Source organism: Klebsiella sp. ME-303, assembly GCF_007910085.1.
GTDB lineage: Bacteria > Pseudomonadota > Gammaproteobacteria > Enterobacterales > Enterobacteriaceae > Klebsiella > Klebsiella michiganensis.
Window position 1 is genome coordinate 43,757 of record NZ_VOJB01000076.1, and the last position, 12,468, is coordinate 56,224.

8 protein-coding genes and 7 tRNA genes are annotated in these 12,468 nt (G+C 57.4%); 7 read left to right on the plus strand and 8 right to left on the minus strand.

Translation table 11 applies throughout. From position 1 onward, the window contains the following. The first annotated feature begins 202 nt into the window (after positions 1-202). From FQK12_RS14170 to cyaY, 3 genes are all read left to right on the plus strand, one after another. Positions 203-1,879 (plus strand): MFS transporter, encoded by a 1,677-nt coding sequence (locus FQK12_RS14170; RefSeq protein ID WP_049097529.1) that lies wholly within the window; start codon positions 203-205, stop codon positions 1,877-1,879. A gap of 86 nt (positions 1,880-1,965) precedes the next feature. Then, the gene (locus tag FQK12_RS14175) at positions 1,966-3,549 is read left to right on the plus strand and encodes an MFS transporter (RefSeq protein WP_014227463.1); all 1,584 of its coding nucleotides are present in this window, start codon (positions 1,966-1,968) and stop codon (positions 3,547-3,549) included. Between the two features lie 44 nt (positions 3,550-3,593). Beyond that, positions 3,594-3,914, plus strand: a complete 321-nt coding sequence (gene cyaY / locus FQK12_RS14180; RefSeq protein WP_004097546.1) for an iron donor protein CyaY — start codon at positions 3,594-3,596, stop codon at positions 3,912-3,914. Positions 3,915-4,050: 136 nt separating this feature from the next. Here the strand turns inward: cyaY and cyaA are convergent, their stop codons facing one another. Next, positions 4,051-6,600, minus strand: a complete 2,550-nt coding sequence (gene cyaA / locus FQK12_RS14185; RefSeq protein WP_009651720.1) for a class I adenylate cyclase — start codon at positions 6,598-6,600, stop codon at positions 4,051-4,053. 346 nt (positions 6,601-6,946) lie between these two features. On the opposite strand from cyaA, the gene hemC reads away from it, so the two are divergent. From hemC to hemY, 4 genes are read left to right on the plus strand one after another with little or no spacing between them, the layout of a single operon-like run. Then, positions 6,947-7,888, plus strand: a complete 942-nt coding sequence (gene hemC, locus FQK12_RS14190) for a hydroxymethylbilane synthase (protein ID WP_014227462.1) — start codon at positions 6,947-6,949, stop codon at positions 7,886-7,888. Then, a complete protein-coding gene (gene hemD, locus FQK12_RS14195; protein WP_004097542.1) occupies positions 7,885-8,625 on the plus strand; it encodes a uroporphyrinogen-III synthase in 741 nt (246 codons plus the stop codon). Before hemC ends, hemD begins: the two co-directional genes overlap by 4 nt. Before the next feature lie 21 nt (positions 8,626-8,646). After that, on the plus strand, positions 8,647-9,837 hold the full coding sequence (gene hemX, locus FQK12_RS14200) for a uroporphyrinogen-III C-methyltransferase (RefSeq protein ID WP_004097536.1): 1,191 nt from the start codon (positions 8,647-8,649) through the stop codon (positions 9,835-9,837). A gap of 3 nt (positions 9,838-9,840) precedes the next feature. Continuing rightward, complete coding sequence (gene hemY / locus FQK12_RS14205; RefSeq protein ID WP_004097533.1) at positions 9,841-11,037, plus strand: protoheme IX biogenesis protein HemY; 1,197 nt, start codon at positions 9,841-9,843, stop codon at positions 11,035-11,037. Between the two features lie 585 nt (positions 11,038-11,622). Here hemY and FQK12_RS14210 read toward each other — a convergent pair. From FQK12_RS14210 to FQK12_RS14240, 7 genes are all read right to left on the minus strand, one after another. Next, positions 11,623-11,699 (minus strand) — tRNA-Pro (locus FQK12_RS14210). A 45-nt stretch (positions 11,700-11,744) separates the two neighbouring features. After that, a tRNA-Leu gene (locus FQK12_RS14215) sits at positions 11,745-11,831 on the minus strand. Between the two features lie 22 nt (positions 11,832-11,853). Further along, a tRNA-His gene (locus tag FQK12_RS14220) sits at positions 11,854-11,929 on the minus strand. A gap of 55 nt (positions 11,930-11,984) precedes the next feature. Next, a tRNA-Arg gene (locus FQK12_RS14225) sits at positions 11,985-12,061 on the minus strand. A 47-nt stretch (positions 12,062-12,108) separates the two neighbouring features. After that, positions 12,109-12,192: transfer RNA gene (locus FQK12_RS14230), tRNA-Leu, on the minus strand. Positions 12,193-12,215: 23 nt separating this feature from the next. Next, positions 12,216-12,291: transfer RNA gene (locus tag FQK12_RS14235), tRNA-His, on the minus strand. Positions 12,292-12,345: 54 nt separating this feature from the next. Next, a tRNA-Arg gene (locus FQK12_RS14240) sits at positions 12,346-12,422 on the minus strand. Positions 12,423-12,468 lie beyond the last annotated feature (46 nt).

The following is a 12,468-nucleotide window of genomic DNA, read 5'->3' on the forward strand; positions in this document are numbered from 1 at the left end:
CTGTTGCGAACATTATCCACCCGGCGGCGGCGTCGGGCGGATAGCTATTGCACAAAATCATTCACGTTGCATCAAGGCGGCACCTGAGAGAATCCCCGGTCACTTACTACAGTAAGCGACCGGGGTGAACGCAGGCAGCCAGCACAGAGGCAGCTTGAAGGATGATGTGTAGATTGCCTGAAATTAACCACAGAACACGATCATGACGACAAATTCAGTAATTAACTCTCCCGGCATGTCGCGCAACGCGGCCGCCGATACGGCGATGAAATGGTTGCCGCTGCTGGTGCTGTGCCTCGCTCAGCTTTCGACATCCGGCGATAATGCCACGCTGAGCATCGCTACCGGCGCGCTGGTCAAAGACCTGCACGCGTCAATGGATCTCATCAGCATCGCCAACGCGATGTATTCGCTGGCCGCGGGCTCTCTGATGGTCGCCGCCGGGATGGCCGGGCTTATCGTCGGCTGGAAGAAAACCTTCCGCATCGGCTGCGCGCTGCTGTTTCTTGCCGAGCTGACCGCTTATTTCTCACCGAACATGCTGGTCTTCACCTACGGCGCCCGTCTGCTTTCCGGTATTGGCGGAAGCTTTATGATCCCTTCGGTGCTGGGGCTTATCGCCAGTAACTATAAAGGCCGCCAGCAGGCGATCGCCTTTGGCGCTATCGGCGCGGCAAGCGGCGTCTCCTTCGCCGCCGGTCCGTTGATTTGCGGCCTGCTGGTTGACCACCTCGGCTGGCGCGCCGCGTTTGCCGCTATCGCCGGCCTGTGCATCGTGATCTTCAGCGGCTCTTTCCTCGTCCCTACGCCGGCAAAACCTGAACGCAAAGTGGTGTTCGATCTGCCGGGCGTCGTCCTGACCGTTATCGGCCTGTTCAGCGTGATCCTCGGCTTCCTGAAAGTCTCGAGCTGGGGTCTGTTTACGCCGTTTAACGCGCCGTTCACCGTCATGGGTCTTAGCCCGGCGCCGTTCCTCGTCCTGTTTGGCCTGATCGTGCTGGCGATTATGCTGAAGTGGGAGCGCCATCGCGAAGCCACCACCGGCAGCGCGCTGATCCCGCTGTCGTTCCTCGCAACGCCGCAGGTGCGTAACGGTCTCTATCTGACGGCGTTTATCTTCCTCGCCTACGGTTCCGGTATTTTTGTGACCGTGAGCTTTGTACAGGTGGTTGCCGGGCTGAACGGTATTGAAACCGGCTTGCTCATTCTGCCGTTTGCGCTGGGCGTCGTGGTCTTTTCGCTGGGGCTGCCGATCGTCTGGAAAAACGCGAATCCGAAACGGATGTGCCAGAGCGCGCTGCTCATCGGCACGCTGGGCTCCGTGTTGTGCATCTTCGGCTTCGGCCCGTCCGATTTCAGCATGATCGTGCCGGTAGGGATGTGTCTGATTGGCATCAGTATGGGCATCGTTTCCGCCTATTCCAGCTATATTGTTACCAGCGCCCTGCCGGCGCGCGATGCGCAGCAGTCCGGCGGCGTGCAGGCGACTTCGCGTAACGTCGGCCAGGCAATCGGCGTGGCGGTTTGCGGTATGGTGATGCTGACGGCGGTCACCATGACGGTACAGGATATGGCCAGCCACGACTCTTCGCTAAGCCAGGATACACAGCAGAAGGTGGCAAATCTTTCCGTTATTCCTTATCTCAGCGATACGGGTTTCTCAACGCTGATGCTGGACCAGGGCGTGAATCAGAAGGATGTAACGGAACTCAACCAGGTCTATAAAACCGCCCGCCTGAAAGCCACGCGAGCGGGGATGGTCGCCACCGCGGTCATGACGCTGCTGTTTTTATTCGGGACGCGCAATCTTCCCGTCCGCGCCAGGGGTTCTGATGACGCAGCAGGAGAAGAGCCGCGTGCGAAGAAGTCGAAAATCTGAGTTAAGATCGAAAGATAACTAACAATAACGCGCCCCTCCCGCGAGGAAGGGCGCGTTTTGTCGTTTCTATCAAAAAGGAACACGCTGTGACCACCAACCCTACACCGACAAACTGGTTACCTTTGGTTGTCTTATGCTGCGCACAGTTTCTGGCTTCCGCCGATAACGTGACGTTAAGTATCGCCACGCAGGCGCTAATGAACGATCTGCACGCCACGCTTGGGCAGGTCAGTACAGCGAATACCATGTATCCGTTGGTTGCGGGCACGTTTATGGTGGCAGGCGGAATGCTGGGGTGTATCTGGGGTTGGCGGATGCTGTTTCGCATCGGCTGCCTGATTTTTATCCTCGCCGAAGCCTGCGCCTTTTTTTCGCCATCGATCGCGCTCTTTACCTGGGGCGCGCGTCTGACCGCCGGGATAGGCGGTAGCCTGATGATCCCCGCCGTTTTTGGCCTGATCTCTGCCCTGTATCAGCAGCGACGACGGGTTGCCGCCTTTGGCGCGCTGGGCGCCTCCAGCGGCATTTCATTCGCCTGTGGTCCAATTGTATGCGGATATTTGCTGGACCACGTCGGCTGGCGCATCGCGTTTGCCTCGCTTGGCCTGCTGGCGCTGCTTATCCTGCTCTGCTCCGTCATCATCCCGGCATCAGAAAACAAACGCGCCGCTATCGCCTTCGATACCCTGGGCTTTCTGTTAGGCACCCTGGGGCTGTTCCTGACGATTTTCGGTATTCTGCGCATCCCGGTCTGGGGGCTGGTTATGCCCTTCGACCCGGCAGTGAGCGTTCTCGGCCTGAGCCCCGCCCCTTTCGTTATTCTCTGCGGCCTGATGGTGCTGATGATGATGCTGCGCTGGGAACGTCATTTTGAAGCCACCACCGGCCACGCTCTGCTCCCCGCGGTTTTCCTGAAAACCCGCCTGGTGCGCCACGGGCTCTATCTCACCGGTTGGATATTTTTTGCCTACAGTTCGGCTATTTTTACCGTGGTGAGTTTTGCGCAGATTGTTAAAAGCGTATCGGCGATGGAAACAGGGCTGCTGATACTCCCTTTTGCGATATGTCTCGCCGCCTGTTCGCTGGGCCTGCCGCTGTTTATTCAGCAGCGAAACCCTCGCCGCCAGTGCCAGATGGGGCTGACGGCGGGAATCGCCGGCGCTCTGGTCGCCGCCGCGGCGCTGCACGTAACGGGGTTTACCCCTGTACTGATGGCGTCAGGGCTTTGTTTAATCGGCGCGGGGATGGGCACCATCGCGGCCAATGCCCCGATACTGGTCACCACTGGCGCAGGGAATCGGCACGCCGAACAGTCCGGCGGCGTTCAGGCCGCCTCGCGCGATATCGGGCAGGCATTAGGAATGGCGTTAATCAGTACCGTCATGCTCACGGTGTTGACCTTCCTGATGAAATATCAGGTACAGCACGACCCGGCAATGGGCCTGGCCGCCCGACAGGCCATCGGCCATCTCACGTTTATCCCCTGGACGAGCGATCGGACTTTCCATCAGCTGATCCAGACACAAAACCTGGCGCCCGCCGATCTCTCTGGCCTTCTTCAGCATTATCAACAGAGCCGGATGCTGAGCGCGCGTTACGGGCTGCTGGCGATGGCGATCGTGACGTCTCTACTGCTGATCCGCCTTCGCCATCTGCCGAAGTCATCGTAGATTGCGCTATACTGCCGCCACGATCAAAAAAGCGGGAAAGAACCATGAACGACAGTGAATTCCATCGCCTGGCCGATACCCTGTGGATGACCATCGAAGAGCGTCTCGACGACTGGGATGGCGACAGCGATATCGACTGCGAAATCAACGGCGGCGTGCTGACTATCAGCTTTGAAAACGGCAGCAAAATTATTATCAACCGCCAGGAGCCGCTGCACCAGGTATGGCTGGCGACAAAACAAGGCGGCTACCATTTCGACCTGAAAGGCGACGAGTGGGTATGCGACCGCAGCGGCGAAACCTTCTGGGATCTGCTGGAACAGGCGGCGACCGCGCAGGCCGGTGAAGCGGTGAGTTTTCGCTAAACGCGCGTGACTCGAGTTCCCCGGATTGCGGCTAACGCCGTATCCGGGCGACAAAACCCATATCACCACGAAGCCCGGGCAAGCGAAGCGCCCCCGGGAAATTTACCTGCGCCGAATGACAGGTCTACGCGGCGGGTCATGAGTAGTGCTGCAACATCGATGATGTCGCGGAATCCTCACCTGCAGCAAGGGTGGCCGCGGCAATCACCTGGCTGCGGAACGGGATCACCTGTTCGCGGCCGTCGACGTCGACGATTTGATAAAACTGCGGCAGGTTAAAGTTGATAAAGCTGGAGCCGTAGGTAAAGCGATCATGCGACGAAGAGTAGAAGCGGCTGACGTCGCGTACCAGCTCTTCTTTGCTGCCTTCGCAGTGGTGATACACCTCGGCGCGGTTGCTCTCATCAAGGATATAGATGTTAAATCCGTTATCGTTATCCGCATCTTCAAAGAAGAACTGAATAATCCCTTCGCTGGCAAAACCATCCACCACCTGCGGCAGCCTGACGTGGTTGGTTTCCACCTGCACCGACAGGCCGTGCAGTTTGTTATGCGAAATCGCGCCGTAGAATTCGATGGCGTTTTCCAGCTTCTGTACCGAGACGTTAAGACGCTCGAAGAAGAGTCCCCAGGTCTGCCCGGAAACGCGTAGCGCTTTAAAACGGCCGGTATCCTGGCGGGTGCTGGAAAGACGCAGCTCAACGCATTCAGACACCAGCTGCTGCACGCGAGTGCGGATCAGGCCGCGCAGATGCTGGCTATAGCAGAAAACTTCCACGCTATCCGGCGGCGCGGCGTCCTGGTGCATCTTGCCAAGAATGGTTTTCAGCGCTTCGATCATCGCCTGCTCGCCGTTAAAGTGCAGCGTGCGCACCTCGTTCCACGAGTTGCGATACAGCAGATCGATGCTGCCAATCAGGCACTTTTGCTCTTCGCCGAAGCTGAAAACATCCAGCTTGCGGAAGTCGAAATGCACCACCTGATTGCGGAAGGCCGCCGTCGGGTCATATTCGAGGTTGACGATAATCGCCAGGTGGCGAATTTCGCAGGGGCTATACAGCGCTTTCGGCGTCGGAGACGGCAGGCGCAGCGGGAAGTGATGCGCCACATCGGCCACCATCTCCTGCAGTTTCGCCAGGTCGACAATCCCGTTGCCCTTAATAAACAGGCGTGTGCGTGACGTCAGCAGGCCGTTAAACCAGGCCCAGGCCACCAGCTTATTAAGATAACGGTTATATTCCAGCGGCTGATGGCTGATGATCGATTCCATGTCCGGCGCGCGGTTATAGACATACCAGCCGGTACGGTTGGCACGGCCCGGCGGCACGTGGATGAAAGTCAGATTCGGCTCAGACAGATCCGGCGAAATTTGCGGGTTTACCAGGGTCACTTTCCCCGGCAGCGCTTCAAAGGCGGCGTACAGCTTACGCGTCAGCACGCCAATATCCTGCGGGCTGGCGGAAACGCTCAGGTTATTACGGCGCGCAAAGCGAATCAGGTTGCGATAGCTCTGCATCATCGCATCAAGCAGTTCGTTGTGCGCTTTACGGACTTCGTCAATCTTCCAGTTGGCCCGGTTATCGAGCATCATCAGACGCTTTTCATCCCAGCCCCACTCTTTCACCAGGTGGCTGACGACTTCACGGCGCCAGCCGACGCAGGCGCGCTCGCGGCTCAGCTTCTCGCACACTTTTAAATAGAAACATCGACGCACCAGATCGAGGCGCGTTTCATCTTCGATGGCCTGCAGATAGAGCGTGACGCGCTCCAGCATCATGCAGTAAGGGTCAAGGCCAAACGATACAATTTCACCATCATGCAGGCGCTGCTTGATATCTTTCGCCAGCAGACGGTTGTTGGGGTACTCCCAGGAGTACGCTTCCAGCAGCAGCGTCTTCAGCACGGCCTTATAGGGCGAGTCGATACTTTTATACAGCTGCCACAGGCTGGCGCCGAAGTACTCTTCTGCCGAGAGGGAGCTCAGGCCGCCGAGATCCAGCCATTCGTTCGGCGTCAGCACGCCCTGCGCGTAGAGGCTCATCACGTAATCGTCGTAATGTTCTTCTTCATCGCACGGCACCATATTCCACAGAATACGCTTCCCGGCCAGGCGCACCGCGGTACGGTAAAACTCATCCAGCAGCAGGATGTGTTGAGTTGAGCCGCAGTCTTCACCGCCCAGGCTGCCGCTTTCGTTATGGCGGAAGCGGTTTTCGTCGATCAGGAAGAAGCTGACCTCAACGCCCAGCGACGCGGCCCAGCTCTCGAGCAGGCTACATTTGCGCTGCAGCAGCTGGCGCTCTTCGCTATCCAGCCATGATTGGTGGCAAACCCAGATATCCAGGTCGGAAGAGCAGCTTTGGCCGACGGAAGAAGTACTGCCCATAGAGTAAAGGCCGGTAATCGGCAGCTCGCCTTTCGGCGGCTCTTTGGCCAGCATTCCACGGTTGAGCTCGAGTTCATCAAGATAGTGACGTTGGGTTTCATCAGGCGTGTAGAGGCAAATGCCACGGGGAACGTTACCGTCAAGGTAACCCGGCATCAGCGGATGATGATAATGTAGTAATGTCGGCAGTAGACTGTAAACCTGCTGGAAAGCGGGTCCCATGGCAGCAAGGGCGCGATCCACGCGCAATTGGTTGATGGCATCCAGTCTCTGTTTCAGTGTCTCAATATAGAGGTACAAGACATATCGCCTGATGTTCAAAAACCCGACGTACAATAGTACGGAGAGTTTCAGTATTTCAACAAAAACCGTCACCATTCGTCGTCGGTGTGGTTGTGATGAACTGCTGACTGACAAATGGTTTAAAACGTGATCAATCTAACACCTTGCTGATTGACCGTAAAGAAAGATGAGCTACATACAAGTGTAGCACCCTTTACTACGTGTAAATTCTTCACTACGTTTGCGGCAACCCGCAAACGCATGAAAGGCTAAAAAAATGGCCGCGACCCTTAACCCCACAAAACTAACATCCCTAAGACAACAATGTTAGGATGGTTAGTGGTCGACTATGACGGTAACAAGCATGTTAGACAAAGTTTTGAGAATTGCCACACGGCAAAGCCCGCTTGCGCTATGGCAGGCACATTATGTGAAAGAGCGCCTGGAGTCCTGTCATCCGGGGCTTTCCGTTGAGCTGGTGCCTATGGTCACCCGCGGCGACGTGATCCTTGATACGCCCCTTGCAAAAGTGGGCGGTAAGGGCCTCTTTGTGAAAGAGTTAGAGCTGGCCATGCTGGAAGGTCGCGCCGACATTGCCGTCCATTCTATGAAGGACGTGCCGGTGGAGTTTCCCGAAGGGCTGGGGCTGGTGACCATCTGTGAACGCGAAGATCCGCGCGACGCCTTTGTCTCGAATCACTACGCTTCCATTGATGAACTCCCCCACGGCAGCATCGTTGGCACCTCAAGTTTACGCCGTCAGTGTCAGCTGGCCGCCGCGCGGCCGGATCTCACGATCCGCTCCCTGCGCGGCAACGTTGGCACGCGTCTGGGCAAGCTTGATAGCGGCGAGTACGACGCCATTATTCTGGCCGCCGCAGGACTTAAGCGCCTGAACCTTGAGGCGCGTATTCGTCAACCGCTGTCCCCGGAGCAATCTCTGCCCGCCGTCGGCCAGGGCGCGGTCGGCATTGAGTGTCGCCTTGACGACGAATGGACCAAAACGCTGCTGGCCCCGCTGAATCATACGGAAACGGCCATCCGCGTCCGCGCTGAACGGGCGATGAACACCCGGCTTGAAGGCGGCTGTCAGGTGCCTATCGGCAGCTATGCCGAACTGATCGACGGTGAGCTATGGCTGCGCGCGCTGGTTGGCGCGCCGGATGGCTCACACACGGTACGCGGCGAGCGGCGCGGTTGCCCGGAAGATGCCGAAAGGCTGGGCGTCGCCCTTGCCGAAGAACTTCTGGATAACGGCGCTCGCGACATTCTCGCCGTCGTCTACGCAGGAGAAGCGCCTCAATGAGCATTCTGGTTACCCGTCCGCTGCCGCAAGGCGAAGAGTTAGTCAGCCGCCTGCGCGCGCTGGGACGCGTGGCCTGGAGCTTTCCGCTCATTGAGTTTACCCCGGGCCGTCAGCTCCCTGAGCTGGGCGGCCAGCTGGCAAGCCTCGCCGCAGGCGATTTACTCTTCGCGCTATCTCAGCATGCCGTCGAGTTTGCCCACGCTCGCCTCCAGCAGCAGGGGCTGCGCTGGCCCACGGCGCCCGACTATTTTGCCATTGGCCGCACCACCGCGCTGGCCCTGCATAAGGTCAGTAATCGACAAGTTCGCTACCCGTTAGATCGGGAAATCAGCGAAGTCTTGCTACAATTACCTGAATTACAAAACATTGCGGGGAAAAAAGCGCTCATCCTGCGCGGCAACGGCGGGCGGGAATTACTCGGTGACACGCTTCGCGAACGCGGCGCTGATGTCACTTTTTGTGAATGTTATCAACGTAGTGCAAGGCACTACGATGGCGCAGAAGAAGCAATGCGCTGGCAGTCTCGCGGGGTTTCGACGCTGGTCATCACCAGCGGCGAGATGCTGCAGCAGCTCTGGACGCTAATACCACAGTGGTATCGCGAACGTTGGCTCCTGAGCTGTCGCATTTTCGTTGTCAGTGAACGTCTGGCCGAGCAGGCCAGGGAATTGGGCTGGCAGGATATCCAGGTTGCCGATAGCGCCGACAACGATGCGCTGCTACGCGCATTACAATAACTCTCAACATTGGAAGCCATAATGACGGAACAACAGAATCAATCCGCCGTGGTTGAAGAGACCAGGGAGGCCGTGGAAACGACGCCACAGCCAGAGAAGAATGTCGAAAAGAAAAACGGCGGCAGTAAAACCAGCCTTGCCCTGAGCGCTATAGCTATCGCTATCGCCCTCGCCGCTGGCGTAGGCCTTTATGGTCTGACGAAGACTCAGGCAACCCGCCAGAGCGAAGCCAGCGCCGGGCTATCCAGCCAGATCGCCGCGCTGCAAAAAGCGCAGGAGAGCCAAAAAAGCGAGCTTGAAGGCATCATCAAGCAGCAGGCCGACCAGCTGACGGAAGCGCAGCGTCAGCAGGATTCTCTGGCGAAGAAGCTGGAAGAAGTGCAGGAGAAGGTCGCGGTCATTTCCGGCAGCGATGCAAAAACCTGGCTGCTCGCGCAGGCTGATTTCCTCGTAAAACTGGCCGGACGTAAGCTGTGGAGCGATCAGGACGTGACGACCGCCGCCGCGCTGCTGAAAAGCGCCGACGCCAGCCTCGCCGATATGAACGATCCGAGCCTGATTTCCGCCCGTCGCGCCATTACCGACGATATTGCTTCGCTTTCCGCCGTGAGTCAGGTCGACTACGACGGCATCATTCTGAAAGTGAACCAGCTCGCCAACCAGATCGATAATTTACGCCTGGCGGACAACAACGACGATGATACCCCGATGGATTCCGATAGCGATGAGCTATCCAGCTCCATTAGCGAGTGGCGGGTAAACCTGCAAAAAAGCTGGCAGAACTTTATGGACAGCTTTATTACCGTTCGCCGCCGCGATGAGACCGCCGTGCCGCTGCTGGCGCCAAACCAGGACGTCTATCTGCGCGAAAACATCCGCTCCCGTCTGCTGGTCGCGGCGCAGGCGGTTCCGCGTCATCAGGAAGAAACCTACAAACAGGCGCTGGATAACGTCTCGACGTGGGTTCGTGCTTACTACGACACTGAAGATGCCACCACCAAAGCCTTCCTTGAGGACGTGGATAAGCTCAGCCAGCAAAGCATCACCATGAACGTACCGGAGAGCCTGCAGAGCCAGGCGCTGCTTGAGAAACTGATGCAAACGCGGGTACGTAATCTGATGGCGCAGCCGGCTGAAACCCAGGCCAGCGCCCCGGCTCCCGCGCCGGCACCTGCTGCCCACGCGCCAACGCCTGCGCCACAAGGAGAGTAACGCATGTTGAAAATTCTCTTACTCTTCGCGCTGCTGCTTGCCGGGATCGTGGTCGGTCCGATGATCGCGGGTCATCAGGGCTACGTCCTGATCCAGACCGATAATTACAACATTGAAACCAGCGTCACCGGGTTAGCGATCATCATGATCCTCACCATGGTAGTGCTGTTTGCCATTGAGTGGCTGCTGCGGCGCATTTTCCGCACCGGCGCACATACCCGCGGCTGGTTCGTGGGCCGCAAGCGTCGCCGCGCGCGTAAGCAAACCGAGCAGGCGCTGCTGAAGCTGGCGGAGGGCGATTATCAGCAGGTTGAGAAGCTGATGGCGAAAAATGCCGATCACGCTGAGCAGCCCGTTGTGAACTACCTGCTGGCGGCAGAAGCCGCCCAGCAGCGTGGCGATGAAGCCCGCGCCAACCAGCATCTGGAGCGCGCGACAGAGCTCGCCGGCGACGACCTGATACCTGTCGAAATCACCCGCGTACGCCTGCAGCTGGCGCGTAATGAAAACCACGCCGCCCGCCACGGCATCGACAAGCTGCTGGAGATCACGCCGCGTCATCCGGAGGTCCTGCGCCTCGCCGAGCAGGCCTACATTCGTACCGGCGCCTGGAATTCGCTGCTGGATATCATTCCATCAATGGCGAAAGCCAACGTCAGCGATGAGGAGCACCGTGCCGAACTGGAACAGCTGGCGTGGATTGGCCTGATGGATAAAACGCTGGCCGACGGCGGCAGCGAAGGTCTGCGCGACTGGTGGAAAAGCCAGAACCGAAAAACCCGCAGCCAGGTGGCGCTACAGGTGGCAATGGCTAATCGCCTTATCGAAAGCGACGACCATGATACCGCGCAGCAGATTATTATCGAAGGTCTGAAAAAGCACTACGACGATCGTCTGGTGATGCCGATCCCGCGGCTGAAAACGAATAATCCGGAACAGCTGGAAAAGGTGCTGCGCCAGCAGATCAAAACGGTCGGCGACCGTCCGCTGCTGTGGAGTACGCTGGGACAATCGCTCATGCGTCACGGCGAGTGGCAGGAAGCCAGCATCGCGTTCCGCGCAGCGCTCAAGCAGCGCCCGGATGCGTTTGACTACGCGTGGCTGGCCGATACACTTGATCGCCTGCATCAGCCGGAAGAAGCGGCGACGATGCGTCGCGACGGCCTGCTGTTAACCCTGCAAAACAACCCGCAGCAGTAATGCCCTTCTCGCCTCCATCGGGGGCGAGAATCTCTTCTCTTCCCGCCTGAGCGTTTCTCTATCCCTGAAAAGAAAAAAACGCCTGCTCTGAAACCAGGGCAGGCGTTAAAACAGGTCTGTTTGACAACAAATTGGGTGCTTCACTCAACGTAGTGTCCATGGTGTTTGATGAGGCTATATGCTTCATCCTTCACGCTGTCTCTTCGTTGGCTGCACACGCTCACCCCAGTCACTTACCTTTGTAAGCTCCGGGGGGATTCCCGTGCTGGCCGTCTCGACACATCATGAATGATTTAGCATATAAAATGCGACATCTGTCAGTGGACGATAAGCACCGTAAAACGGCTCTGCATCATTCCTGAGTTTATGAGGCACTAAGGCGAACATAAGAGATGGAATGAGCATCTACCCGTTTATTATCGCACAGGATCGGTAGAAAATGCATCTATCCGCACAAGGAATTGGGACTATTCTGGACAATAAATCGCATGCTGATTAGCGAGATATTTTTTGCGATATCAGGGAGATAGGAACGTTTTTGCAGACGCGGAAAACAAAAAACCCCGCCGAAGCGGGGTTCAAAATTGGTCGGCGAGAGAGGATTCGAACCTCCGACCCACTGGTCCCAAACCAGTTGCGCTACCAAGCTGCGCTACTCGCCGATGTACTGCTTTTTTGAATTTTTAGTTCAATTCTTTATAAAGTCGTGGTGCGAGGGGGGGGACTTGAACCCCCACGTCCGTAAGAACACTAACACCTGAAGCTAGCGCGTCTACCAATTCCGCCACCTTCGCAATATCACAACTTTCTAAATAATGGGGTGGCTAATGGGATTCGAACCCACGACAACTGGAATCACAATCCAGGGCTCTACCAACTGAGCTATAGCCACCACTGCAAATCTTTTACGCGGTATTGAAACCACCGCAGCTCCAGCACCGGGTAAATGGTGCGCCCGACAGGATTCGAACCTGAGACCTCTGCCTCCGGAGGGCAGCGCTCTATCCAGCTGAGCTACGGGCGCTTAGCGCCGTTGCGGGGTCGGATAATACGGACTTCCTACCCCGCTGNTGCGAGGGGGGGGACTTGAACCCCCACGTCCGTAAGAACACTAACACCTGAAGCTAGCGCGTCTACCAATTCCGCCACCTTCGCAAATTCACAACTCTATCAAATAATGGGGTGGCTAATGGGATTCGAACCCACGACAACTGGAATCACAATCCAGGGCTCTACCAACTGAGCTATAGCCACCACTGCAAACCTTTACGCGGTATTAAAACCACCGCAGCTCCAGCACCGGGTTAATGGTGCGCCCGACAGGATTCGAACCTGAGACCTCTGCCTCCGGAGGGCAGCGCTCTATCCAGCTGAGCTACGGGCGCTTAGCGCCGTTGCGGGGTCGGATAATACGGACTTCCTACCCCGCTG

Excerpts from the sequence above, each read along its gene's own strand:
- FQK12_RS14170 (WP_049097529.1), top strand. The coding sequence starts at position 203 with ATGACGACAAATTCAGTAATTAACTCTCCCGGCATGTCGCGCAACGCG.
- cyaY (WP_004097546.1), top strand. The coding sequence starts at position 3,594 with ATGAACGACAGTGAATTCCATCGCCTGGCCGATACCCTGTGGATGACC.
- hemC (WP_014227462.1), top strand. The coding sequence starts at position 6,947 with ATGTTAGACAAAGTTTTGAGAATTGCCACACGGCAAAGCCCGCTTGCG.
- hemD (WP_004097542.1), top strand. The coding sequence starts at position 7,885 with ATGAGCATTCTGGTTACCCGTCCGCTGCCGCAAGGCGAAGAGTTAGTC.
- hemX (WP_004097536.1), top strand. The coding sequence starts at position 8,647 with ATGACGGAACAACAGAATCAATCCGCCGTGGTTGAAGAGACCAGGGAG.
- hemY (WP_004097533.1), top strand. The coding sequence starts at position 9,841 with ATGTTGAAAATTCTCTTACTCTTCGCGCTGCTGCTTGCCGGGATCGTG.